Consider the following 24,907-nt stretch of genomic DNA (forward strand, 5'->3'; position numbering starts at 1 on the left):
TCCTTTCCGCAGCGTCCGTTCGATCCTCCGGTTTCCCCACGGCATCACCCGGGTGGTGCTGAGGATGTCCATCGTTCTGACCGTGCTCAGCCTTCTCGGCTTCGTCGCACTCACCCTCGGCACCGCGCTCTTCGTCGCCGCCGAGTTCTCCCTGACCGCACTGGAACGCAGCACCGTCGAGGCCGCGGCCCGCGAAGGTGATGTCCGCTCCCGGCTGGTCAAGCAGGCCCACCACACCCTGTCCTTCCAGCTCTCCGGCGCGCAGCTCGGCATCACCATCACCACCCTGATCACCGGCTTCATCGCCGAACCCGTGCTGGCCCGGCTGCTGGACCCACTGCTGGACGCGGCCGGTCTGAGTCCGAACGCCGCGCACGGCGTCGCCCTGGTGGTGGCGCTGGTCCTGGCGACCTCGCTGTCGATGATCTACGGCGAGCTCGTGCCGAAGAACATCGCCATCGCCAAGCCGATGGCCACCGCGCGCCTCACGGCGGGCCCGATGATCGGGTTCTCCGCCATGTTCAAGTGGCTGATCCGGTTCCTCAACGGCTCCGCCAACTGGATCGTGCGCAGGCTGGGTATCGAGCCCGCCGAAGAACTGCGCTCGGCCCGCTCACCGCAGGAGCTGGGTTCGCTGGTGCGCACCTCCGCGCTGCGCGGCGCGATGGACCAGCGCACCGCGCAGGTGATGGACCGTTCGCTGGAATTCGGTGAGCGCAGCGCCGAGGACCTGATGACGCCCCGGGTGAAGGTCGAATCGCTCGACCGCGACGACACGATCGCCGACCTCATCGCCGCCTCCGCCCGCACCGGCTACTCCCGGTTCCCGGTCATCGACGGCGATCTGGACAACGCGCTCGGGGTCGTGCACGTCAAGCAGGCGTTCACCCATCCGGCGCACCTGCGCAAGCAGATCCCGTTGAGCAAGCTCGCCGTGGCCGTGCCGATCGTGCCCGCGAGTCTCGACGGCGACGCCGTGATGGAACGGGTCCGCGCCGACGGCATGCAGGTCGCGCTGGTCGTCGACGAATACGGCGGCACCGCGGGCATGGTGACCATGGAGGACCTCATCGAGGAGATCCTCGGCGACGTGCGCGACGAGCACGACGAGGAGGAGCGCGATGTCCGCCGGGTCTCCGACGGCTGGGACTGCTCCGGTCTGATGCGCATCGACGAGGTCTCGCGCGCGACCGGATACGACGCGCCGGAAGGCGAATACGAAACGCTGGGCGGTCTCGTGGTGACCCAGCTCGGCCGGATCCCGGCCACCGGCGACGAGGTGGTGCTGCCCGAATCCCGCGGTTCCGACGGCGGCTGGATCGCCCGGGTGGAACGGATGGACGGGCGGCGCATCGACCGGGTGCGGTTGATCCCGGTCGACGCGACGCACCTGGCGGCACGGGAGCACAACCATGGGTGATCTGTTCGGCATCGTGCTGACCTTCGTGCTGCTGGCGGGCAACGCGTTCTTCGTTGCCGCCGAGTTCGCGCTGATCTCCGCGCGTCGCGATCGGCTGGAAGCCCTTGTCGCCCAGGGCAAGAAGAACGCGAAGACGGTCATCGAGGCCGGTGAGAACCTCTCGATCATGCTCGCCGCGGCCCAGCTCGGCATCACCATCTGCTCGATCCTGCTCGGCCGGGTCGGCGAACCGGCGGTGGCGCATCTGCTCGAGCGCCCGTTCGAGCTGCTCGGCCTGCCCGACCAGCTGCTGCACCCGGTCGCGTTCACCCTCGCGCTGACGCTGGTGGTGATCCTGCACATCCTGCTGGGCGAGATGGTGCCGAAGAACATCGCGCTGGCCGGGCCGGAACGCTCGGCGCTGCTGCTGGTGCCGATCCACCTGATGTGGTTGCGGATCGCGCGCCCGCTCATCGCGCTGTACAACTACCTCGCCAACCTTTCGCTGCGGATGCTGCGGGTGGAACCGAAGGACGAGCTCGACGCGACGGTCTCCACCGTGGAGCTGGCCGAGATGATCGGCGAGTCCCGCTCGGAGGGGCTGCTCGACGAGGAGGAACACCGCAGGCTCACCCAGGCGCTGGGCACCTCGGAGCGGATCGTCGGCGACGTGATGGTGCCGCTGGCGCAGGCGCGCTCGGTGCCGTTGCGCGGCAACGGCACCACGCTCGGCGACATCGAGGCCGCGGTCGGCGAGACCGGGTTCTCGCGCTATCCGGTGCGCGCCGCCGACGGCTCACTGGTCGGCTATCTGCATGTCAAGGACGTCCTGGACAAGGTCGCCGACGACAACGCCGGACCGGAGACGCAGATCCCGCGCACCGACATCCGCCCGCTGCCGACGGTCAGCTCCGGCACCACCCTCTACGAGGCGCTGGCCCGCCTGCGCCGCACCAACAGTCACCTGGGGCGGGTGGTGGACAGCCGGGGCAACACGGTCGGCGTTGTCGCGCTGGAGGATCTGATCGAGGAGTTCGTCGGCACCGTGCGCGACGGCACCCACCGGCTCGCCGAATGAGTTCCGTGACAACGGATCTCGTGCTCGTCGGCGCGCTGTAGCAGGAGTATCGGGAAACGGCTCGACCACATCGGTCGGGCCTTTTCCCGTATGCCGTGAGACATGCCGGGACTCGATGCCGAGCGTGAACCCTTGACTAATCGGTAACCGATGGGTTACCAATTAGAGGGTGGACGTGTTCGAGGCTCTGGCCGACCCGGTCCGCCGCGACCTGCTCGTGCGGCTCGCGGGGACGCCGGCTCGTGTCGTCGACCTCGCCGCGGAATACCCCATCAGCAGGCCCGCGATCAGCAAGCATCTGCGCGTTCTCACCGAGGCGGGCCTCGTCGAGGCCGAACCGCACGGCCGCGAACGTCACTATCGCCTGGCCCCCACGGGACTCACCCCGCTGTGGACCTACCTGGAGCAGCTGCGACCGGCCCGCCCGCCGATTCCGGAGCACGCGCTCGACGGTCTCGACCTCGAGGTCCGCCGCACCACCAGGGAACGCCGAGACACCACCGGCACCGCCACCGACAAGGAGCAGACAGCATGACCATCCCCACCGCGACCGGACACCGCCGCGAGCACGCCGACGGCACCTATTGCGAATGGACCCGCACCTTCCGCGCACCGATCGGGGACGTCTGGGCCGCCGTCACCGAGCCGCACCGACTCGCGCGCTGGCTCGGCACCTGGACCGGTGACCCGGCCACCGGCGAGGTGAAGTTCCAGATGCTCTTCGAGGACGAGATGCCCGCCGAAGGTTTCCGCATCGACGAGTGCGATGCACCGCACCGGCTGCGGATCACCACGTCCACGCCCCACGACGGGGAGAACCCCGAGCATTGGCAGCTCCGCCTCGACCTCTCCGAAGAAGCCGGCATCACCACCCTCACCTTCGCCCAGAACGTTCCCGACCCCACCATGGCCGAGGGCGTCGGCCCCGGCTGGGACTACTATCTCGATCGCCTGGTCGCCGCCGAAACCGATCGCGACCCGGCCTCCGTCCGTTTCGAGGATTACTTCCCGGCCCTGTCCGAGCATTACCGCAAGGAATTCGGTCCCACCGCCTGAGCCCCTCAGGAAATGCCCGCTCCCAGCTCACGGGTGGGGACCGGTCCGCGAATCCGGCGAAGTAGTCCGCCGCGCCGGTTCGGGCGCGCGGGGCGTCGTTGGCCCGGCCGTCGATGCTCATGCGCCGGATCACCAGCCCGGTGGCGCGATCGAGCTGACCTACCTTCAGCGGTACGCACGTGACCTGAGGCACCTCACCGAATGGGAGACATGCTCTAGTCTTCGGTGCCTTCGTCGCCCTCGCCGTCGAGCCGGGCCTCGAGTTCCGCGATCTCCGCGCGAACGGCCTCGATGACCTCGGGGTCGTCTTCCCAGAGGTCACGGAACTCCGACTCCGGCTCGATCATCTCGGTGAGCAGTTCGACCCCCCGTTCGAAGTGACCGTCGAGGCGCTCGAGATCGCCGGGCCACACCGTGCTGTGCCCGAGCACAGCGAGCAGGTAGCACGCGGCGCGCACCCGATCGAAATCGTCGCCGTGTTCGAGGGCATCGCCGATGCGCGCATCGATGTCGATGCCGGCGAACACATCTCCGAACCAGTCGGCCGCCGCATCGTTGTGCCACGGCGCGCTTCCCCATGCTCCCATGCGTTTCGCCCTCGTCTCGCCCGGCGGATCCGGCCCCTGTGTCACATCCTATTGTTCTTGTGCACGGGCCCGGCCTGACCGCGTCATCGGTTGGCGTCCCGCCCTCGGCGGCGAAGCGCTCGAGCCCCGCCACGCTCGCGTCGGGTTCAGCGCCGCTCTGCCGCGAGGTCACTCACACAGGTAGTGGAGACGCGCCTTGGGCTGTGCCCTCAAAGCCAGATGAGCAGGGTCGCGAGGTCGAGCATCCCGCGATAGGAGGTCGCGGTCTTGTCGTATCCGGTCGCGATGGCCTGATCCTGCTCGAGCCGGTAGAAGGCGGGTGGGCGACCACCGGCACTGCCGCGGCGAGGGCGGTCGGCCTGTTGATCGCTGCGCTCGGGAATCGTTGCGGTGATGCCCCGCTGTCGCAGGTGGTCCCATCCGGGACACCTGCGGCGGGCCTCACACATTGCTGCATCGTTGCTATGGCAGCAGCGCAGGACACATTCCCAGGTGGAAAGAAACCCTCCTGAGCACGGAACGGGCGGAGCTCGTTTGCATGACGGCCGCGCTCCGGCAGAATATCGGCAACCCGTCAACTACTGCGGCAGTCGTGGGATGAGCCGAGGACCTGGCCGAGTTCTTCGAGGTCGACTCCGACTACTTCGGCGAACATCCAGGCCCGGACGGGCCCGAGAACGCCATTCCCATCCAGCAAATCAGTGACCCCGATCTGCGGCGGCTGCTGACCCTGGCCGTCGGACTCTCCTCGGACAGCCTCGGCCAACTGATCAAGGTAGCGGCCCTGTTCCAACCCCGTTGACTTGCCACACAATCCGATGGTTGCTCCGAGATCGCTGGAACGGCCGGGTGCGTCTACTATCGAACCGTGACAGCCACTCCCGATCGGCCGGCAGTGATGGTGATCGGCCTACCGCCATGGACCGCCGCCGACTGGGTACTCAGGACGCTGCCAGCCGCCGCGCTGCGGTTGGCCGGGCGGGAACAGCAGGCCGCAGCCGTGCACGCCCTACCCGAGGTCACCGAGGAGCACTGGCGGAGGCCGCGTTCCCTGCGCCGCCACTACCGGCCACTGCGCCGCATCGCCGACGACCTGGATCAGCACTGGGCCCGGATTCGACGGCACCGCCCAGTGCTCGACGCACGCGCCCACGCACCCAGGACCACATTCTGGGCCACCCACACCATGCTCATCCAGGCCGAGTTCGAGTTGTCTGCCCGCGCGGTCAAAGCCGCGGGCCCAGGCGTGCACGTCATCTACGGCGCCCTGGACACCACGCCTGACATCCGGTTCGCCCTGGACATGCTGGCCGAAACCGTGCAAAGACTGGCGAGCGCGGCCGCGCTCGACGGTGCCCACCTCGCCTACACCGACCAATGGCAGAGCTGGGAACACTGGTTCCCCTACGAGGACGGCGACAGCTGGCTCCGGTGGGGAATCCCCCTCGCTGAGCACCGCGCCCTCTGAACGACTGGGCGGGGCCCGTCACGACGACCGGCGCGACACGCCGCTGCCTGCGAAGTGGGACGGTATCCGGTGGCGGACCCGGGTCGGATCACCCGGGCGGGAGGTGCCGGGCAAGTACGGGACAATGACTACGTGAGCGCACACGACAACCTCCACTACCCAGTTGACCTGCGGGTATTGCCGCCGGTCGAGTGGCGGGAGCGCGCGCGGGCACATCGGGAGCGGCTCGACGAGCTGGTCGGGCCCTACCTCGAACGCCGGGCGGCGGGCACCACCCATCCGGTCATCGACTTCCTCTTCACCTACTACGGCAACAAGCCCGCGCAGTTGCGACGCTGGCATCCCGGGTTCGGCATAGCCCTGAGCGACGCGCGCGATTACGCGGGCGCCCGCGGCTACCACCGGCTCGACGGCGACGTCTACACCGCCGACCCGGCATACCTGGCGAAACGGCGCGACACGATCGCCTTCGTCGACCGGCTCCTGACCGCGACCGCCCAGCGGCCCACCCACCTGTCGTGCTTCGGCCTGCACGAGTGGGCGATGGTCTACCACACCGACGACGTCCGCCACCAGCACGTGCCCCTGCGGCTGGGCCACGCGGGCACCGACGCGGTCGTCGAGTCGATGTCGTTGCGCTGCACCCACTTCGACGCGTTCCGCTTCTTCACCCCCGACGCCGTCGGCCGCAACGCCGAGCCGCTGACCCGCGCCGACCAGGTGCTCCGCGAACAACCCGGCTGCCTGCACGCGAACATGGACCTCTACAAGTGGAGCTTCAAACTCGCTCCCCTGATCCCCTCGGACCTGCTCCTGGACTGCTTCGAACTCGCCTGCACGGCACGCGAACTCGATATGCGCGCCAGCCCGTACGATCTGCGCGCGTTCGGCTACGACCCGATCCGCATCGAAACCCCCACCGGCCGTGCCGACTACGTGCGGGCCCAGGCCGCCGTGGCCGAAGACGCCGACATCCTGCGTGAGCGCCTGCGCCGAGCCTGCGCCGAGCTGACCGCGACGCTGGAGCGGATCGGGGCGACAGCCTAGGCCGGCTTCTCGGTGTCGTCCTCGGTGGGTTCGGTGACCAGGGCGAAGTCGCCCTCGTGTTGTTCGGTGCCCTTGTCGACGGCGATTTCGACGAGTTCGATGCCGCGGTCGGCGCGGACGATCAGGGGGTCTTCGCGGAGGTCCTTGTACAGGGAGACGCACATCGCGGCCATCACCACCAGGAACGGGAGGGAGACCACGGTGGTCAGGGCTTGCAGGCCGGTGAGGGCGCCGCCCAGGTCGTCGGAATCGGCGATGACCAGCATGATCGCGGCGACGGCGCCGGTGGCGGCGCCCCAGAAGATGACGATCAGGCGGGAGGGGTCGATGCTGCCGCGCTCGGACAGGGTGCCCATCACGATCGAGGCCGCGTCGGCACCGGAGACGAAGAAGATGCCGACCAGGATCATCACCACCACCGTGGTGATCGAGGTGATCGGGTACTGGTCCAGCAGGTGGAACAGCGCGAAATCCGAATCGACCGTGCCGTCGGGCTCGGTGAGGTCGCCGTGCTCGGTCTGTTCGGCGATGCCCGCGCCGCCGAAGATCGCGAACCACAGCAGGCTGACCGCGCTGGGCACCAGCAGCACGCCGGTGACGAACTGGCGGATGGTGCGGCCGCGGCTGATCCGGGCGATGAACATGCCGACGAACGGGGTCCACGAGATCCACCAGGCCCAGTAGAAGATCGTCCAGCTCGACAGCCACTGCTGCATCGCCTCGTCACCGGCGCCGGTGCGCGAGGCCATCGTCGGCAGCATTTCCACGTAGTCGCCGATCGAGGTCGGCACCATGTTCAGGACGAACAGGGTCGGCCCGGCGACGAAGACGAACGCCGCGATCGCCAGCGCCAGCACCATATTGATGTTGGACAGCCACTGGATACCGCGTTCCACGCCCGAGACCGCCGACAGCACGAACGCGACGGTCAGGCCGGAGATGATGGCGACCAGGCCGACCTTGCCGATGCCGTCGATCCAGCCGTTGAACTCCATGCCCGCGCCGATCTGGAGGGCGCCGAGACCGAGCGAGGCCGCCGAGCCGAACAGCGTCGCGAAGATCGCCATCATGTCGATGGCGCGCCCGCCGATCCCGTCGGCGTGGCGGCCGAGCAGCGGGCGGAACACCGCGGAGATCAACTGCGAGCGGCCCTTTCGGAAGGTGCCGTAGGCGATGGCCAGACCCGCCACCGCGTAGATCGCCCACGGGTGCAGCGTCCAGTGGAACAGCGTGGTGGCCATCGCGACCTCGGCGGCGGCCGGCGAACCGGGGTCGGCGGTATGCGGCGGCGGAGTCACGAAGTGCGACAACGGTTCCGCCACGCCCCAGAACATCAGGCCGATACCCATGCCGGCGCTGAACATCATCGCGATCCAGGAGACAGTGCGGAATTCGGGCTTCTCGTCGTCGGCGCCGAGCGGGATCCGGCCGTATCGGCTGACCGCCAGCCAGATCACGAAGACGACGAATGTCGTGGCGACCAGGACGAACAACCAGCCGGTGTTGGTGATGACCCATTTCTGCGCGGTGCCCGCCGCCGAGGCCAGGCTCTCGTCGTCGAGCACACCCCAGGCGACGAAGGCCAGCGCGCCGATCGCGGTGGCGCAGAAGACGAAGAGATCGAGCCGGGGCCTACCCGGCGATCGACCGGCTACCCGGCTTCCGCCCACGCCCGCGTCACCGGATCCGCCTACGACATCGTTCGACATGGAATCCGAGTCCTTTCCGGTCGCGGAAGACGGGCCTGACAGACGCGCAGTCGTAATGCAGGCAACCGTACAGCGTTCCGCAGCCGGGGTGGGGGACCCGACCCGCCGGTCGAGCGGCTGTTCGGCGAAATCGCCCGCGCGCGGCGGTCGCCCGACTTACCATCCAGAGCAGCGGATGGCTGTCTGGGTCAGTCCGGTCGCGGGGCATGATCGGGAGGCAAGGATGCGCGCACGGTCGGGACGGTCGGTCCTGCGATTCACGGCGTCGGCCGCGGTCGCGGTGCTGGTGGCGATGGGAGTTCCGTCGGGTTCGGCGGCGGATCCGCTCGCCGATCTCACCGGTGCGGTGCGGGAATTCCTGGATGTCGGGCGAACTTCGGTGCCGCGCGCCGACTGTGGGCCCGGCTCGCTCCCCGAGACCGGACTGCAGGGCGACGTGCCCGCCGGTGACCGAGACAGTGGCCGCAGCACCCAGGGATACCGCTGCAATATGTCGATGGTCGGCAACTACCAGGGGCGCGGTGCGGGCATCACCTCCACCAGTTTCGAGCACTGCGCCTATGTCGGCACGTTCTTCCCCGGCAATATGCTCAGCGAACAGCAGGGCGTGCAGGTGCTCGACGTGTCCGATCCCGCGAATCCGCGCCGCACCGCGACGCTGACCGAGCCGGCCATGCTGGCCGGGACCTGGGAGACGTTGAAGGTCAACACCACTCGCAAACTGCTGGTCGGCACCGGTGTCCCGGTCGGGATCGGCGCGGGGTACCTGTCGGTCTACGACCTCTCCGACTGCGCGCACCCGCGGCTGCTCAATCCCGGCACCGGCTCGAATCTGCTGATGCCGCTGCCGATCACGACACATGAGGGTGGGTTCTCCCCCGATGGGCGCACCTACTGGGCCTCCGGGATCGTGCCGGGCTTCCTGAGCGCCATCGATCTCACCGATCCCGCGCAGCCGCGCGTGGTCTGGCAGGGGCTTACCGGGATCGAGGCGCACGGACTCGGCGTGAGCCCGGACGGCAACCGGCTCTACATCTCCGCGCTCGGCGGTTTCACGGTGCTCGATGTGAGCGCGGTGCAGCGGCGCGACCCGAATCCGCAAGTGCCACACCTGGGCCGGACCTTCTGGACCGACGGGTGGGCCACCCAGCACAGCGTGCCGGTGACCTACGACGGGGTCCCGCACATCTTCACCGTCGACGAAGGGGGCTCCGGCGGGGTGAAACTCATCGATGTGTCCGTCGACGGCGATCCGCGGATCACGGCGAAGATCAAGCTGGAGATCAATCTGCCGGAGAACATCGACGCCAATGTCGGTTCGTCCATGGGTGGTTCGGCGTTCTCGTACGAATCGCACTACTGCACGGCCGACCGGCCCGACGATCCGACGGCGCTCGCGTGCGGGTGGATCTCGTCGGGGATCCGGGTGTTCGATGTGCGCGATCCGGGGGCGATCCGGGAGATCGCGTACTTCAATCCGCCCGCGCGGACCGGCCGCAATCTGGAGGTGTGGAACTCGCCGCACGCGCTGGCCTCGATCATCGGCGTTCCGGTCATGAGCGCGCCCGCGGCCCTGCGGGCGATGGCCGAGGGCCTGTTCGATCCCGCCCAGGTGCTGACCGCGCGCGCCGGCGATATCGCGTTCGGGGACATGTCGAGCGACTGGTGCTTCTCGCCGCCGGAGTGGCGGGGTGATCAGCTCTATGTCACCTGTTCCGACAACGGTTTCATGGTGTTGCGGCTCGACAACGACGTGTATTCGCCGCCGGCGGATCAGCAGTCCACCGTGGGGTCGTGAGGATGGGTCGCGCGCTGCGGATCGCCGCGCTCGGCTCGGCCGCGGTGTTCCTGCTGGTGCTCGGCGCGGCCCTGCGGCCGCTGCTGATCGCCGAGACCGCCACGCCCGCACCGGTACTCGACGCGGTCGAGCTGGGCTTCGTGCAGGACATGACCGCCCACCACCAGCAGGCGCTGATCCTCACCGAACGCCTCGACCCCGCCGCCGATCCGGCCGTGCGCACGATGGCCGACCAGATCGCCGCCATCCAGCGGGTGGAGATCGGCACCCTGCTCGGCTGGACCCAGCTCGCGGGCGCGGCTCCGACGTCGGCGCAGCCGATGACCTGGATGGCGACCTCCGCAGGGCACCACCATGATTCGACGACCGCGATGCCCGGCATGGCCACCACCGCCGACCTCGACGCTCTGTCCGCCGCGCGCGGTACCGAGGCCGAAACCCTGTTCCTGCAATTGATGTACCGCCATCACTCGGGCGGCGTCACCATGGCCCGCGCCGCCGACGCCCTGCTCACCTCCGGACCGGTGAAGCAGGCCGCCCGCGCCATGGCCCAGTCCCAGAGCCAGGAACTCGGCTACCTCGGGATGCTCCTGGACGCCCGTGGGGTCCGTCCCTGACCGACCCGGCGCCCCACGCACCCCGTCGCTACGATGCGCTCGGGAACACGGTCAGGGGCGGACAAGCCCGCGAGCGACCGCCGGCGTCGGCCCGATGACCGCCCGGACGGTGATGTGTCCGAATCCGCACGAGCTGGGCCCGCGCCGGGTGAGCACAACGTCATCGTGGGGCAACTGGCCAGAAAATCGCAGGCAATGGCCGGTGCGCACGATGAGTCGGAGTGTCGGTGAATTGTGGGCGGAGGCTGGACGTGGTGGTGAGCGCGCGAGCGGGCGTGGTTGTTCCGGCCGTGGGATGTGGGCTGGCCGAGGTGCGGGCGCTGATCGCCGCGCGCCTGCTGCCGATCGGCGTCCGGGAGCTACCCGTGGCCGACGCGATCGGCGCCACGCTGGCCACCGCCCTGACGACCGGCGGGCCGCTCCCCCGCGTGGACAGCGCGGCGATGGACGGCTACGCCGTCGCGGGACCAGGGCCGTGGTGGAGCCTGCACCAGCAGGTCGGATACGCCGGACGCAGCTGCTCGGTGGTGCTCGCCCCCGGTGAGGCGGTGCGGATCGCCACCGGCGCCGCCACGCCGCTGGGCACCACCGCAACGCTGCGCGACGAGCACGTGGTCAAGACGACCGTGTCGGGCAAGCCGGTGGTGATGCGCGCGCCCGGCGCTCCGGTGCGCGACGACACCCGCCGCCAGGGCGAGCACTGGGACAGCGGGGTCGAGCTGGCGAGCGCGGGCACGCGGGTGTCGGCCGCGCTGGCCTCGGCAGCCCTGAGCGCCGAAGCCGAGACCGTCACGGTGCGTGGCCCGCTGCGCGCCGATGTGGTGATGACCGGCGACGAGATCCGCGCGGTCGGCCCGCTCGGCGCGAACGAGACCAGGGACTCCCTCGGGCCGGTGCTGCCCCAGTTCCTGCGCTGCTGCGATATCGAGAGCACCGGACTGTGGCATCTCGCCGACAGCGAAGACCTGCTGCGCTCCTGGCTGACCCTGAAATCCCACGCCGACCTGGTGGTGATGGTCGGGGCGACCGGGCGCGGCGCCGCCGACCACCTGCGCACCCTGCTGGCCGACCTGGGCGCCCGGATCGTGATCGAACGCGCCGCCATCCGGCCGGGCGGCTCGACCCTGGTGGCCCAGCTGCCCGACGGCCGGGTGCTGCTCGGCCTGCCCGGCAACCCGTTCGCCGCGATCGCGGCCCTGCTCGCGATCGGCCCCGCCGTCGTCGACGCCCTCACCCAGCGCACCCCCGGACCCACCATGTGGGGACGGCTCTCCGACGCCGGCGTACTCGAGGGCGCGTCGACCCGTCTGGTCCCCATCCAGCAGCAGACCGGTGGCGTGTGGCGCAGCACCGGCCCCGCGCACACCCCCCACCTGGCCGGGCTCATCGGCTGCCAGGCGCTCGCGGTACTCCCGCCCGGTACCGGCCGGGGCACGCTGGTCGAGCTGCTCCCGCTTCCCCACTGACCGCCGCGCTACTTCCAGTGCGCGTACCGGGGAAAGACCGCCCGCGCGGCCTCGTCGGCGACGTCGACGAGAACGCGCGCCAGCCCGCTCGTGCCGGGCGCGCGCGGACCACCGAGCCTGCCCGACAGCGACAGCGCGGCGACGGCACCGGGCATGCGTCCCCGGATCGGTACCGCCACGCACACGACCCCGGTGACCGACTCTTCGCGATCGACGGCCACCCCCTGATGACTCCGGACCCGATCGAGTTCGCGATGCAGCTCGGCGCGGTGGCTGATCGTGCGCGGCGTCCGCTGCGGTAGCCGCTCCCGGAAGGCCAGCTCGACGACGCTCGGTTCCAGGGTGGCGAGCAGTGCCTTCCCCACGGCGGTGCAGTGCGCGGGCATCCGGCCACCGAGACGGGTGGGGATGCGGTCGCCGGAACGGCCCGCCGCCTTGTCCAGGTAGAGCACTTCGGGGCCGTCGAGCACGCCGAGGTGCCCGACCATCCCGGTCCGCTGGCACACCTCGTGCAGCAGCGGGCTCACCGCGTCCCTGATCTCGTTGTGCTCGACGGCGAGCCCGCCGACCTCGAGCGCCCGCGTCCCGAGCCGGTAGCCGCCGGGCGCGTGCGCCAGCCAGCGCAGCCGGACCATCTGATCGATGATGCGGTGCACGCTCGAGCGTGGCAGCCCGGTGCGGTCAGCCACATCGAGCAGCGTACGGACCGGATCAGGCCCGTCGAAGGCGTCCAGGATCAATGTCATCCGCTCGATCATGGACGACGGCGGCGGACCGCTCTGCTGCTGCGCGGACCGGGGCTGGACGAGCACGTCGACCGTCATGGGGTCACCTCATTTGCCTGGCAATGGTGTCCCCCATCACAGTGCCGTCCCGGCGGCGCGCGGGAATCGCGGAAACTACGGAGATCGCCCGGCGACTACGGATGTTCCCGCCGGCCCGGCGCGCCGTCGACCACCCACCCTGAGCACGGGAACACGCTCGATCCGGATCGGATCCCACTCAGTGGCGAGCCGACCCTGCCCAGTGGGACTGTCGGCCCGGGGTCGGCGTGGAAAATGCCACCGTCAGAGGGTGTTCCGGCTGACCCAGGCGGCGATCTGGGTGCGCGAGGTGAATCCGAGTTTGGTGAGGATGTGGTCGACGTGGCTCTCGGCGGTGCGGATCGAGATCACCAGCTCCTGCCCGATCCGGCGATTGCCGTAGCCCTTCGCGATCAGGCGCGCGACATCGCGCTCCCGGCGGGTCAGCACATCCATGCCGCCGCGTTCGGCGGCCGTGGCCGGGGGCGGCGAGGTGTCCATCGCGTAGTCGACGGCGTCGTCGAGGGTGAGCGCGGCGCCGGCGTCGAAGCAGGCGCCGAACTCCTGTTCGCCCAGCGCGGCGAGGACCCGCTCGCGCACCCGCTGACCGATGAGCTGGGTCATCGCGTGCGCCAGCCGTTGCGAACTGCCCTGGCGGACAGTCGATGCCGCACCCATCAGGCGGGCCGCGCGCACCAGGTCGCCGTCGGCGGCGGCCGCCCAGGCCAGCCCGTCCACACTGGTGGCGAGCCAGGCGCACCGATCGAAGAGCCGGAACAGTTCGATCGAGCGGCGCAGCGCCGCGACCGCGCTGCGCTGGTCACCGTCCCGCCACTGCTGGGTGCCGACCGCCCAGTACGCGAGGCCACCGAGCAGGTGCGAGCCGTGCTCGGTGGTCAGCGCCACCAGGCGCTCGGCCATGGCGCGGGCGGCCGGGTCGTCCAGGGCCAGCGCACAGACGGCGGCGAAGGCCAGGCTCTCCATCTCCACCCGGGGGTGCGCGCACTCGTGCGCGCTCACCGCCGCCGCCGACGCGATGTCCAGCGCGGCGCGCAGGTCGCCCGCCCCGAAGGCCAGGACCGCCCCCGCCATCGCGGCTTCGGCCTGCACTTCCGCCGACCCGCATGCGAGCGCGATCTCGGCGCTGGACCGGGCGAACTCCGCCGCCGTCGCGGTATCGGAGAGCATCGCCGCGATCACCGAGCTCGCCGCCAAGGCCCTGGCCCGATCGACCGAGCGCTCGGTGTCTTTCGCCAGCGCCTCGGACAACCAGCGATACCCCTCCAGCAGGAAGTGGCAGTGCTCCCAGAACGGCCACAGCTCGGTCGCGATCTCCAGCGCACGCCGGGACCCGGCCGGATCACCGAGTGAGAACTGCAGTGCCGCACGAAGATTGGCGTGCTCGCGGCTGACGTCCCGGAACCAGTCGACGTCGGTGGCACTCCAGTAGTCGGTGCGCCCGCGTCGCGCGAGCCGGTAGTAGTACTCGCGATGGCCGACGCGGACCGCGTCGTCGGCGCCGCGTGCCCGCAACCGGTCGCCGGCGAACTGACGCAACGGCTCGAGCATCGAATACCGTCCCGCGCCGTCGCCGCCGGGACCGTAGGCAAGCACCGACTTCTCCACCAACCCCGTCAGCGCGGCCAGCAGCGCGTCCGGCGAATCGACCAGGCAGACCGCTTCGGCGGCGTCTAGGTCGAAGCCACCCGCGAAGACCGACAACTGCTCCCACAGCAACTGCTCGTCGGGTGTGCACAGGTCATAGCTCCAGCGGATCGCCGAGGCCAGGGTCTGCTGACGGTGCGGCGCGGTCCGCGGACCGGTGGTGAGCAGGCCCATCGCGTCGTCGAGGCGGGTGAGGACCTGCTCGGGGGTGAACATCCGCATCCGCAGCGCCGCCAGTTCCAGCGCGAGCGGAATGCCGTCGAGCCGGCGGCAGATGGCGGCGAGGGTCACCGCGTTGGCCGGGGTCCGCCGGAAGGCCGGGTCCGCCGCGGTCGCGCGGTCGACCAGCAGCCGGGCCGCCGGGCTGTCGAGGTCACCGGAGGCCGGGTCGGGCACCGACAGCGGTGCGACCGGCAGGACCTGTTCGCCCGGCACACCGAGCGGCTCGCGGCTGGTCGCGAGGATACGCAGGCCGGTCGTCGCGGGAATGATCCGGTCCGCGAGCGCCGCGCACGCGCCGATCACGTGCTCACAGTTGTCGAGAATCAGCAGCAGGTCGCGGTCCGCCAGGAAGTCGGTGAGGACGGCCAGCGGCGCGCTGGTGTCGTCGCGCAGGCCCAGCTCCCGTGCCACCGTCGAGGCGACCAGGTTCGGGTCGCTGACGTGCGCCAGTTCGACCAGCCACACACCGTCGGGAAAGGCCCGCTGCACGGCCTCGCCGACCCGCCTGCTCAATCGGGTCTTGCCCACCCCGCCCACGCCGGTCAGCGTGAGCAGCCGGGTACCGGCGAGCAGCTGCTTGGCCGTCGCGACATCGTCATCGCGGCCGACGAAGCTGGTCACTTCCGCCGGGAGGTTCCCGGACACACGCCTGCCCACGCCCGCTACTGTCGCACGCGCGCCGAGGCCGGTGGCGGCTTTCGGCACACTCGCGGGCAGGCGGCCCGGTCGCCCCCGCTCGACTCAGCCCTGGTGCGGCGGCTGCCAGGGGCGACCGTACGGATCGTCCGGGCGCGGCGCGGGCTGCTGCTGGGGTGCGATCGGCGGCGGCGTCGGCAGCGGCGGGGGCTGCACCGGCGCAGCGGTTTTCGGTCGCGGCGGCTCGAAACCCTCGACGGGGGTCCGGGCGGTCGCCTCCGCGGCGCGCACGGCCTGCTCGATCTTCGGGTCCGACGCGGTCTCGAACCAGTCGGCGACGTCGGTGTCGTCCTCGATCTTCACCGGCGGGTGCTCCTCGGTGGACGGCTCGTAGCGGAACACGCCGTCCTCGCCCTTGGTGGCGAAGTTCTGGGCGAAGCCCTCGAGCGCCTTGCCGAAATCGCTGGGCACCAGCCACACCTTGTTGGCGTCGCCGCGGGCCACCATCGGCAGCGTCTGCATGTACTGGTAGGCCAGCAGTTCGGGCGTCGGCTTGCCGTTCTTGATGGCGGCGAACACTTTCTCGATGGCCTTGGCCTGACCCTGCGCCTGCAGGTAGGAGGCGGCCCGCTCACCCTGCGCGCGCAGGATGCGGCTCTGCCGCTCACCCTCGGCCGACAGGATGGCCGACTGCTTGCCGCCCTCGGCGGCCAGGATCTGCGCCTGCTTGGCGCCCTCGGCAGTCTTGATCTGCGATTCGCGGGTGCCCTCCGCGGTGAGGATCATCGCCCGCTTCTCGCGGTCGGCCTTCATCTGCTTCTCCATCGATTCCTGGATCGACGGCGGCGGATCGATGGATTTGAGCTCCACCCGGGCCACCCGCAGACCCCAGCGGCCGGTCGCCTCGTCGAGGACGCCGCGCAGCTGGTTGTTGATCTGGTCGCGGGAGGTCAGCGTCTCCTCCAGCGTCATGCCGCCGACCACGTTGCGCAGCGTGGTGACGGTGAGCTGCTCGACCGCGGCGATGTAGTTGCTGATCTCGTACACCGCGGCCTGCGGGCTGGTGACCTGGAAGTACACCACCGAGTCGATCTGCAGGGTGAGGTTGTCCTGGGTGATCACCGGCTGCGGCGGGAAGGACACGACCCGCTCGCGCAGGTCCACCTTCGCGCGGATGCGGTCGGCGAACGGGACGAGGAATGTGAGCTGACCGGACACGGTGCGCGAGTAGCGCCCGAGCCGTTCGATCACCGCCGCCTCGGCCTGCGGAACGAGGGCGATCGATTTGAAGACCACCACCACGACCAGCAGGACGAGGACAGCGGCCACGATCAAGGCAACCATTGCTAGGGACCCTTCCAGACGACGGCGGTCGCGCCGTCGATCTTCATCACATAGACGGTCACGCCGGCGTCGTACACGTCGGTCGGGTCCAGCGGCCGCGCGGTCCAGACCTCACCGCCGAGCTTGACCTGACCCGAGTGCGCCGCGACCTGTTCGAGAACGAGCGCCGACTGCCCCGGCAGCGCATCGACATTCGTCGGAATCGGGGGCGGGGAACCGAACTTGCGGCGCAGCACCGGCCGCACCCCGAGGAACAGCACGCCCGCGACCGCGGCGAACACCAGCGCGTCGCCCCACAGCGGTAGGTCCGCGGCGGCACTGATGCCCGCGGTGCCCAGTGCGGCGACGCCGAGCATGAGCAGCGTGAGATCCCCGGTGAGCGTTTCCGCCGCCGCGAGGACGATGCCCGCGATCAGCCAGACTATTGCGGCCACCACCCCAGACTAGCCGCGATGGCGGCTTTCCGGGGGTGCTCGCCGACCACGGCCGCGATCATGGGGTCCAACCGCTTTCGCGCGCCGCTACGGCCGCCGCGGGGCTGGCGCCTCTAAGCTCGGCCGGGTGAGTGGGCGTGACAGGTACGGCGACATCTATTCCGGACACCAGCGGACCAAGAAGACACCGGTGCCGAAGGTGAGCGCGGACCGGGATCTGGTCGTGGAGGACGCGGCGAGCGGATTCTGCGGCGCGGTAGTCGGTTTCGACCGCAGCTACGACGGCGACTTCGTGAAACTCGACGACGGGCGCGGCGCGGTCCGGCTGTTCGCGCTGCGCGAGGCGGCGTTCCTCATCGACGGCGCACCGGTCACGCTGGTGCGGCCGACGGCGACGGCGGCCAAGCAGCCGACCCGGTCGGCCTCCGGATCGACACGGGTCGAGGGACTGCGCGCCCGGGTGGCCAGGACCAGCCGGATCTGGGTGGAGGGCGTGCACGACGCGGCCCTGGTCGAGCGGGTGTGGGGCCACGACCTGCGGGTGGAGGGCGTCGTCGTCGAGCATCTGGAGGGCCTGGACAATCTCGGCACCGAGCTGACCGAGTTCGCGCCCGGCCCCGGGGCCAGGGTCGGCGTGCTGGTCGACCACCTGGTGACCGGCTCCAAGGAGTCCCAGCTGACCACCGGCCTCGGCCCGCACGTGCTGGTGACCGGGCATCCGTTCATCGATGTGTGGCAGGCGGTACGGCCCGCCGCCGTCGGGATCGAGGCCTGGCCGACGGTCCCGCGCGGCGAGGACTGGAAGACCGGGATCTGCGCGCGCCTGGGCTGGGGCACACCGCAAGAGGGCTGGCGCCGCGTCTACAACGCGGTCGACTCGTTCCGTGATCTGGAGGCGCCGCTGATCGGCGCGGTCGAACGGCTCATCGACTTCGTCACCGAGCCCGAGTAAGTCGACCCGCAGGTCAGACAGGCCCTCAGTGCCCGCACACGATTCCGGGCAAACCTTTATGCTCGATGATTATGTGCTCTCCCAGTGCCACGCTGACGCTGTGGGCCGGCTCCTGGCTGGCCGGTACCAGCGCGCCCGACGACGTCCTGGAGGCACTGCACGCCTGGGCGACGCGACACACACTGGCCGCGGGCGATCCGGTCACCGGCGGTCGCACCGACCTGCCGTGGACCTCGCGCGGCGACGCCGTTGGCACCGGAGTCATGCCGCTACTCAAGGTGATCCGCGAAGCGATGGCCCCCGCGGGCGCGCAGCTGCGCCTGGTCCTGCCCGCCCCCGGTGACGTGCGCGGGCTGCCGGTGGGCACCGCCTTCGCCGCCGACGCGATCGACGCCGAGGAGGGCCTGCTGCTCGGCGTTCCCGGTGCGCAGGGCACCGGTCTGATCCCGCAGTGGGACGACGACGAGACGCTGCAGTGGACCGTGTACAGCGTCGACATCCCGCACGTCACCGGACCCGATATGTCGCTGGGCGAAGCCGAATACACGATGCGCGAGTCCGTCCGCGACGCCGCCGACGCGCTCATGCAGCTGCACACCACCGCCGTCGGCACCGGCGACGCGGACCCGCGCGAACAGATCGAAGCGCAGCTGGCGGCGTACTCCCGGCACGCCTACCCCGACTCGATCCCGTTGCGCGCCAAGCGCATTCTCGACACCGCCGATCACGTGGCGGCGATCCTCACCGTCGCCCAGCACGAGCCCGCGTCCGCGCCGACCTCGGCCAGCGCGATCGGCGCGCACGAGTCGCTGCTGCGGCCGCTGTGGAACACGATCAGGGCGGCCCGGCTGGTGGCGGTGCACGCCGCCGCCGGACCCAGGCGCTAACCGCCGGTCAGCGCCGGTAGGGCGTGCACACCACGCTCACCGGCAATCATGGGCAGGCGGGATGGCTCCCGGGGGAAAGTAGTCGATCCGGTTGGCATCCGATCGCGGCAGCAGGAAGGCCACGCCCCCCGACCGATCCCAGGACATCGGGAGCAGCAGGTACTGATTTCCCGACTGCAGAACGAGTTTGAGGCCGTCGTAGCGGAAGTGGTAGGCGGCGTCGGGCGCGGGGCAGGTGAGTTCGGTGACGCCGGGAGCCGCCAGACCCAGGCGTTGGTCCGAGTACACCGAGACGCTGGGCTGGTCCGCGAACTGCTCGACCTGTTCGATCGCCCGGCCGGTACCGACCGCCGCCGAATAGTCGGCGACCGCCCAGAACAACCCGACCCCCACCAGCACGAACACCGCACCCCACTCCCCCGCGGTGAGCACATCGGGCTCGGCACCGCCTCGATCGGTGCGCCGCAGCCGCACCGCGGCGACGACCAGGACGACACCCCCGACCAGACACAGCCCCGGCGCACCGACCAGCGACCTCAGTGGGGTCGACACCACGATGCTGAGCAATCCGCCGGCGACGAGAACGCACCCGACCACCATGGTCGCGAGCACCAGCAGTCGCCGCTGAGCAACGCTCATCCGTGGGACGACGAACTCCTGGAACACCCTGCGCCCCAACAGATACAACAGAAACAGGCAGGCCCCGGCCGCGAGCGGAACGAACAGCGAATCCTGACTCCGCATCAGATAGTCCTGCGTTGTCAGACCGATCGTCGTCGAGTTCACACCGAAGTAGTCGAAGAACCAGTAGGCGTGCGACCACCCGAAGAAGAACAGCAGCGCGGTCACCAGCGTGGTCGGCGCGGCGAAGTTGCGGATCATCGGACCGAGGCGGGACAGACCGGTCTCGCCGGGTGGGGTGGCGGGTGGAGTGCTCGGCGCCGGGGTGTCGGGCGGCTCGTCCGAGTCCGAGCTAGTGGCCTGCGCTGCCGATGGCAAGGCGGAGACCCTGACAGCGGCACGCGCCTCCGGCACCGGGGTAGTGATCGGCATCCGCGTGGCCAGGACAGCGGCCGGTGCTGCCAAAACCGAGGTAGCAGCAAGTGCCTCCGGGACCCGAGCTGCCGCCTGCATCACCGAGTCCGAGGTGGGCTGCACCGCCGAGCCCGAGTCGGCGGTCAGCGGCTCCGCGACCGGGGTCGCAGCCGATGCCGCCGAGCCCTGGATCGCAGCCTGCACCGCCGAGCTCAGGGAGGCAGCCTGCGCCGCCGAGCCCGACGCAGCGGAATACGTCTGCTGGGCCGGGGTTTCAGCTGGTGTCTGCGAGCCCGAGGGAGAGGCTGGCCCCGGGGCCGAGGAAGTGGGCGGCACTTCCGGGGCCTGACCGGCCGGGGTGTCTGCGGCAGAGGCGGAGGCAGGTGTCTCCGACGTGGGCGTGGGTCGCGGAAGGCGGTTCGAACTGTGGGTGCGGTTTTCGGGTCGGGCATCGCCGGTGTGTTGGGTGTCGGTGCTCATGTCGTCGTCCTCTGCCTCGCCGATCAACCGCCGGACGGTCCCGGTGGCACCTCGGCGCCGCCGGTGTCCGTGCTGCCGTTCGTGGTGTCGCCGCCAGGGCCGGAGCTGGTGTTTCCATTGGTCCCGCTGCTGTCGCCGTTGCCGGTCGCGCCACCACCGGTGCCGCCACCCGGGGTGGCGTCACCAGTCGTTCCACCGGTCCCGCCGCCTTGGGTGCCACCGCCACTTCCACCGCCGGTGCCGCCGTTGTCGTCGGTGGTCGGGCATGGCTCGCTGCCGGATAGTTGGACCGTCACGGTGGTGCCCGGGGTGACGGTGCCGTTCGCCGGGGAGAGACCGCCGAAGGTGCACACGCGGTCGTCGGGTGTCGTCATGACGTAGGACAGTGCGAGGCAGTTCGCATCGTTTCCGGCCTCCTGGCAGGCGGCGGCGGAGGCGGCCTCGATGCGTCCCTGCAGTTCCGGGGTGAACGGGCTACCTATTTCGGTGAAGGAGGGGATCTTCACCGGGGAACCCTGCGCCTGGTTTCCGCCGCCGGGCTTCTTCGCGGGCGCCGGGCCACCGCCCGCGGGAGGTCGTGCGCCCGGTCCGACCGGGCCGCCCGGTGCGGTTCCGCCGCCACCGCCCTCGCCGATCGGACCTCCTGGCGCCGCACCACCATCGGGCCCACCGTTCGGCGACGCGCCGCCGTCGGGCCCACCGGCGGGCGGCTCGGTGCCCGATTCCATTGCCGACTGCTGACCGGCAGTGGCCGAGGTGCCGGGGTCCGCCGGACCGGGTGAGGTCGATTCGGCCGCGGGCCGCACGCAACCGACCGACAGCACCGCCACAGCGGCCACCGCGACGAGCACAACCATGCGGTGGGTGCCGGCGGACGGACGGGTGCCGGTCCGGTGGCGGGCTCGCGCCGGATCAGGTCGAACGGGATCGCATCGCATCGTCGCCTCCGGTCGTGCAGGTGGGACGAGAATGCGCCGTGCGGGCGAGGAAGCGCGCGAGTACCCGACTACTCGACCGGCCGGTCGGGGATCAGGTGCGGCGAAGCGGCAAGCGCTGGTTCAGAATCCGCCGAGCGCGGCCTTCAGGTCGGGGACGTCGAGCACCACGAGCGTGTCGGTGCGAACGACGGGGCAGGTCTGGGTGGTCACCGTGTCGACGATGTGGCGATTCCAGGAGAGCGCGGCGTTCGCGACAGTGTCCTGCACGGTCCAGAGTTTCATCGCGCCGGTGAATGCCACGCGGGCGACCGCCGGGCCCAGCGCCTTCCAGGTGCCCTGCTGACCGTCGAGGATCCCGCAGAGCTCGTCCACCGAAGCCTGGGAGATGGTGGGTTCGGTGGGGACCGGGCCCGCGTCCTCGTAGCTGGAGTCGTTCCCGCAAGCGCTCGGTCCCAGCGCGGTCACCGCCAGGACGAGGAGGGCGGACGCCGTCCGTCCACGGCGGGGCATCGTCGAACGCATCGGAAGTCCTCCGATCAGCCGAGCACAACTCCGCAAAGCCTACTCCCCGGACCCGGTCGACCCGGCGAATGTTTATCCGGTTGTGTTCAGGGCCGGGCCGGGCGCGCCGCCGGTGCGCAGCAGCCGGGCGCGCAGAGGGCGCCGTCGACGGTGCAGCCGTAGCCGGGCACCTCGCCCAGCTCCCGCACCGGTCCCCCGGCGACCCGCTCCTGGATCAGCTCGACGACCATGCGCGAGAACCGCGGGTCGGTGCCCGGCGTCGCGGCCCTGGCGAAGGCCATGCCGAGCTCGGCCGCCTTCTGCGCGGCCTCGTTGTCGAGATCCCAGATCACCTCGAGATGGTCGGAGACGAAGCCGACCGGGCAGACCACGACGGCGTCGATCCCCTTGCCGTGCAGCACATCCAGATGGTCGACGATGTCGGGTTCCAGCCACGGCACCTGCGGCGGGCCGGAGCGTGACTGCCACACCAGGTCGTAGTCGGCGAAACCGGTTGCCGCGGCGCACAATCGGGCGGCCTCGGCGACCTGCCTGCTGTAGAGGCGGCCGCCGTCGGCGGGCGGGCCCGCGGCGATGTCGGCCGAGACCGGGATGGAATGCGCGGTGAACACCAGGCGCACGCCGTCGCGGCGATCGGCCGGGACCCGCGCGACCGCGGCGGTGATCGCGTCGGCGAACGACGCGATCAGCAGCGGATGGTCGAAGTACTGGCGCAGCTTCACCAGTTCCGGGGCGTCGGCACCGACCGCGGCACGAGCGCGGGCGATGTCCTCGTCGTACTGGCGGCAGCCCGAGTAGCCACCCCATGCCGAGGTCGGGAACACCAGGGCCGAGCGCACGCCGTCGGCGGCCATCCGCGCGACGGTGTCCTCCACCTGGGGATGCCAGTTGCGGTTGCCGAAGTACACCGGCAGCTCGAGCCCGGCGGCGGCGAGATCGGCCTCGACCGCGGCGATGATGCCGCGGTTGAGCGCGTTGATCGGCGAGACACCACCGAAATGCAGGTAGTGCTGGGCGACTTCGTCGAGCCGCGCACGGGGCACCCCGCGGCCCCGAGTGACGTTCTCCAGAAACGGGATCACGTCCTCGGGGCCCTCGGGGCCACCGAAGGACAGCAGCAGGAGGCCGTCGGTCATCAGTTGGCGGTGAAGCCCTCGGGGAACCACATGTTGTGGCTGGCGCCGCCGTCGACGTAGATGATCGAGCCGGTGGTGGCGGGCAGCCAGTCCGACAGCAGCGCGACGATCGACTTGCCCACGGCACGCGCGTCGGCGCCGTCCCAGCCGATCGGCGACGCGCCGTCCCAGTACTCGTCCAGCTGACGCAGCTGCTTGGCGTCGTCGGTAGCGGTACCGGCGATGGCCTTGGCCGCGAGGGTCTTCACCGGACCCGCGGCGATCAGGTTGGAGCGGATCTTCTTGGCGTAGCCCACTTCCCGGGCCACGTACCGGTTCACCGACTCCAGCGCGGCCTTGGAGACACCCATCCAGTTGTAGTACGGCATCGCCACGCGCGGATCGAAGTCCATCCCGACGATGGAGCCGCCCTCGTTCATCACGGGCAGCACGGCGCGGGCCAGCGAGGCGTAGCTCCACGCGGAGATCTCGAAAGACTTCGCCACATCGGGGCCGGGGCCCTCCAGGAACGGCACCGCGTCCGGGCCCATCAGGGTCTTGGGCGCGAAGGCGATCGAGTGCAGCACACCGTCGATGCCCTCGGGCGCCAGCTCGCGCAGGGCGTCCGCCAGCGCGCCCAGGTTCTCCTCGTTGGTGACGTCCAGCGGGATCGCCGGCGGCACCTCCTGCGGCAGGCGCTTGGCGATGCGGTCGATCAGCCGCAGCCGTTCCGGGATGCCGGTGATGATCACCTTCGCGCCCTGCTCCTGCGCGACCGCCGCCGCGCTGAACGCGATCGACGAATCGGTGATGATGCCGGTGACCAGGATGGTCTTGCCTTCGAGCAGTCCGCCCATGAGTTTTCGGTTCTCCTGAAATCAGTATGGTTGCCGCCACCTTGTCGGTGGCGCGGTGCAATCCGTTAGCGGATCAGTGGCCCATGCCCATGCCGCCGTCGACCGGGATGACGGCACCGGTGACGTAGCGCGAGTCCTCCGACGCCAGGAAGCTGACCACCGCGGCGACGTCCTCGGCCTGGCCCAGACGACCCAGCGGAATGAACTTCTTGGCGGTTTCCTTCAGATCCTCGGGCAGCTCGGCGGTCATGTCGGTTTCGATGAAACCGGGCGCGACCACGTTCGCGGTGATCGAACGCGAGCCGAGCTCACGAGTGATGGAGCGCGCCATGCCGATCACGCCCGCCTTGGAGGAGGCGTAGTTGATCTGACCGGGGCCACCGCCGAGACCGACGACCGAACCGAGGAAGATCATCCGGCCCCAGCGCGCCCGCAGCATCGCACGGTTGGCCCGCTTGGCACAGCGGAACGCGCCGGTGAGGTTGGCGTCGATGACGCGCTCGAACTGATCCTCGGTCATGCGCATCAGCAGGGTGTCGTCGGTGATGCCCGCATTGGCGACCAGCACCTCGACCGGCCCCTGGTGCTCCTCGACCTCGGTGAACGCACGGTCGACCGACTCGCTGTCGGTGACATCGCACTTCACTCCGAACAGACCCTCCGGCACCCCCGATCCGCGGTGCGTGACAGCGACCTTGTGGCCGTCGGCGAGCAGGCGCTGGGCGACCGCGAGACCGATACCGCGGTTACCACCGGTCACCAGGACCGAGCGGGATGTGACGTTCGACATAG

24 protein-coding genes are annotated in these 24,907 nt (G+C 70.3%); 11 read left to right on the forward strand and 13 right to left on the reverse strand.

The features are described 5' to 3' along the window. Positions 1 to 64 precede the first annotated feature (64 nt). From NV348_RS01975 to NV348_RS01990, 4 genes are all read left to right on the forward strand, one after another. A complete protein-coding gene (locus tag NV348_RS01975) occupies positions 65 to 1,420 on the forward strand; it encodes a hemolysin family protein (protein ID WP_447145410.1) in 1,356 nt (451 codons plus the stop codon). Beyond that, on the forward strand, positions 1,413 to 2,477 hold the full coding sequence (locus tag NV348_RS01980) for a hemolysin family protein (protein WP_447145411.1): 1,065 nt from the start codon (positions 1,413 to 1,415) through the stop codon (positions 2,475 to 2,477). Before NV348_RS01975 ends, NV348_RS01980 begins: the two co-directional genes overlap by 8 nt. Positions 2,478 to 2,646: 169 nt before the next feature. After that, on the forward strand, positions 2,647 to 3,012 hold the full coding sequence (locus NV348_RS01985) for an ArsR/SmtB family transcription factor (protein ID WP_447145412.1): 366 nt from the start codon (positions 2,647 to 2,649) through the stop codon (positions 3,010 to 3,012). After that, positions 3,009 to 3,533 (forward strand): SRPBCC family protein, encoded by a 525-nt coding sequence (locus NV348_RS01990; protein ID WP_447145413.1) that lies wholly within the window; start codon positions 3,009 to 3,011, stop codon positions 3,531 to 3,533. The genes NV348_RS01985 and NV348_RS01990 overlap by 4 nt, the downstream gene beginning before the upstream one ends. Before the next feature lie 215 nt (positions 3,534 to 3,748). Here NV348_RS01990 and NV348_RS01995 read toward each other — a convergent pair whose 3' ends face one another. Both NV348_RS01995 and NV348_RS02000 read right to left on the reverse strand, forming a co-directional pair. Continuing rightward, on the reverse strand, positions 3,749 to 4,120 hold the full coding sequence (locus NV348_RS01995; protein ID WP_447145414.1) for a hypothetical protein: 372 nt from the start codon (positions 4,118 to 4,120) through the stop codon (positions 3,749 to 3,751). A 209-nt stretch (positions 4,121 to 4,329) separates the two neighbouring features. Beyond that, a complete protein-coding gene (locus NV348_RS02000; RefSeq protein WP_447145415.1) occupies positions 4,330 to 4,569 on the reverse strand; it encodes a hypothetical protein in 240 nt (79 codons plus the stop codon). Positions 4,570 to 4,988: 419 nt separating this feature from the next. Here NV348_RS02000 and NV348_RS02005 point away from each other — a divergent pair, with 419 nt between their 5' ends. Further along, the gene (locus NV348_RS02005; RefSeq protein ID WP_447145416.1) at positions 4,989 to 5,588 is read left to right on the forward strand and encodes a hypothetical protein; all 600 of its coding nucleotides are present in this window, start codon (positions 4,989 to 4,991) and stop codon (positions 5,586 to 5,588) included. A 168-nt stretch (positions 5,589 to 5,756) separates the two neighbouring features. Continuing rightward, positions 5,757 to 6,635 carry a 3-methyladenine DNA glycosylase gene (locus NV348_RS02010; protein ID WP_447150905.1) on the forward strand — a complete coding sequence of 293 codons (879 nt, stop codon included), beginning with the start codon at positions 5,757 to 5,759 and terminating at the stop codon, positions 6,633 to 6,635. Here the strand turns inward: NV348_RS02010 and NV348_RS02015 are convergent. Then, a complete protein-coding gene (locus NV348_RS02015; RefSeq protein WP_447145417.1) occupies positions 6,632 to 8,344 on the reverse strand; it encodes a BCCT family transporter in 1,713 nt (570 codons plus the stop codon). The two genes, NV348_RS02010 and NV348_RS02015, sit on opposite strands and share 4 nt — an antisense overlap. Before the next feature lie 223 nt (positions 8,345 to 8,567). Here NV348_RS02015 and NV348_RS02020 point away from each other — a divergent pair, with 223 nt between their 5' ends. The 3 genes from NV348_RS02020 to NV348_RS02030 all read left to right on the forward strand — a co-directional run bounded on the left by NV348_RS02020 (position 8,568) and on the right by NV348_RS02030 (position 12,225). Continuing rightward, entirely contained in the window at positions 8,568 to 10,142 is a 1,575-nt protein-coding gene (locus NV348_RS02020; RefSeq protein WP_447145418.1) for an LVIVD repeat-containing protein, read from the forward strand. A 2-nt stretch (positions 10,143 to 10,144) separates the two neighbouring features. Then, positions 10,145 to 10,759, forward strand: a complete 615-nt coding sequence (locus NV348_RS02025; RefSeq protein ID WP_447150906.1) for a DUF305 domain-containing protein — start codon at positions 10,145 to 10,147, stop codon at positions 10,757 to 10,759. Between the two features lie 257 nt (positions 10,760 to 11,016). Continuing rightward, the gene (locus NV348_RS02030; protein WP_447145419.1) at positions 11,017 to 12,225 is read left to right on the forward strand and encodes a molybdopterin-binding protein; all 1,209 of its coding nucleotides are present in this window, start codon (positions 11,017 to 11,019) and stop codon (positions 12,223 to 12,225) included. An 8-nt stretch (positions 12,226 to 12,233) separates the two neighbouring features. On the opposite strand, the gene NV348_RS02035 is transcribed toward NV348_RS02030, so the two are convergent. The 4 genes from NV348_RS02035 to NV348_RS02050 form a co-directional block, all read right to left on the reverse strand. Further along, positions 12,234 to 13,049 (reverse strand): IclR family transcriptional regulator, encoded by an 816-nt coding sequence (locus tag NV348_RS02035; protein WP_447145420.1) that lies wholly within the window; start codon positions 13,047 to 13,049, stop codon positions 12,234 to 12,236. A gap of 243 nt (positions 13,050 to 13,292) precedes the next feature. Then, positions 13,293 to 15,572 (reverse strand): ATP-binding protein, encoded by a 2,280-nt coding sequence (locus NV348_RS02040; RefSeq protein ID WP_447145421.1) that lies wholly within the window; start codon positions 15,570 to 15,572, stop codon positions 13,293 to 13,295. 84 nt (positions 15,573 to 15,656) lie between these two features. Next, positions 15,657 to 16,895 carry an SPFH domain-containing protein gene (locus NV348_RS02045; RefSeq protein WP_447145422.1) on the reverse strand — a complete coding sequence of 413 codons (1,239 nt, stop codon included), beginning with the start codon at positions 16,893 to 16,895 and terminating at the stop codon, positions 15,657 to 15,659. 2 nt (positions 16,896 to 16,897) lie between these two features. After that, positions 16,898 to 17,329, reverse strand: a complete 432-nt coding sequence (locus NV348_RS02050; RefSeq protein ID WP_447145423.1) for an NfeD family protein — start codon at positions 17,327 to 17,329, stop codon at positions 16,898 to 16,900. 127 nt (positions 17,330 to 17,456) lie between these two features. Here NV348_RS02050 and NV348_RS02055 point away from each other — a divergent pair, with 127 nt between their 5' ends. Then, entirely contained in the window at positions 17,457 to 18,281 is an 825-nt protein-coding gene (locus NV348_RS02055; protein WP_447145424.1) for a DUF3097 domain-containing protein, read from the forward strand. Between the two features lie 71 nt (positions 18,282 to 18,352). Continuing rightward, positions 18,353 to 19,168 (forward strand): Rv1486c family protein, encoded by an 816-nt coding sequence (locus NV348_RS02060; RefSeq protein WP_447145425.1) that lies wholly within the window; start codon positions 18,353 to 18,355, stop codon positions 19,166 to 19,168. Positions 19,169 to 19,204: 36 nt separating this feature from the next. Here the strand turns inward: NV348_RS02060 and NV348_RS02065 are convergent, their stop codons facing one another. The 6 genes from NV348_RS02065 to fabG1 form a co-directional block, all read right to left on the reverse strand. Further along, positions 19,205 to 20,407, reverse strand: coding sequence for a hypothetical protein (locus NV348_RS02065; RefSeq protein WP_447145426.1), 1,203 nt, complete (start codon positions 20,405 to 20,407; stop codon positions 19,205 to 19,207). Between the two features lie 299 nt (positions 20,408 to 20,706). Further along, the gene (locus NV348_RS02070; RefSeq protein ID WP_447145427.1) at positions 20,707 to 21,540 is read right to left on the reverse strand and encodes a hypothetical protein; all 834 of its coding nucleotides are present in this window, start codon (positions 21,538 to 21,540) and stop codon (positions 20,707 to 20,709) included. Positions 21,541 to 21,741: 201 nt separating this feature from the next. Then, positions 21,742 to 22,143: a hypothetical protein gene (locus tag NV348_RS02075; RefSeq protein ID WP_447145428.1), complete on the reverse strand. Its 402-nt coding sequence runs from the start codon at positions 22,141 to 22,143 to the stop codon at positions 21,742 to 21,744. Positions 22,144 to 22,229: 86 nt separating this feature from the next. Continuing rightward, positions 22,230 to 23,279 carry a ferrochelatase gene (locus NV348_RS02080; RefSeq protein ID WP_447145429.1) on the reverse strand — a complete coding sequence of 350 codons (1,050 nt, stop codon included), beginning with the start codon at positions 23,277 to 23,279 and terminating at the stop codon, positions 22,230 to 22,232. Next, positions 23,279 to 24,115 carry an NADH-dependent enoyl-ACP reductase InhA gene (gene inhA / locus NV348_RS02085; protein ID WP_218716513.1) on the reverse strand — a complete coding sequence of 279 codons (837 nt, stop codon included), beginning with the start codon at positions 24,113 to 24,115 and terminating at the stop codon, positions 23,279 to 23,281. The genes NV348_RS02080 and inhA overlap by 1 nt, the downstream gene beginning before the upstream one ends. Before the next feature lie 73 nt (positions 24,116 to 24,188). Continuing rightward, positions 24,189 to 24,905 (reverse strand): 3-oxoacyl-ACP reductase FabG1, encoded by a 717-nt coding sequence (gene fabG1, locus NV348_RS02090; protein WP_019050352.1) that lies wholly within the window; start codon positions 24,903 to 24,905, stop codon positions 24,189 to 24,191. Between the last annotated feature and the right edge of the window lie 2 nt (positions 24,906 to 24,907).

This window comes from Nocardia fodinahabitans (assembly GCF_052983615.1).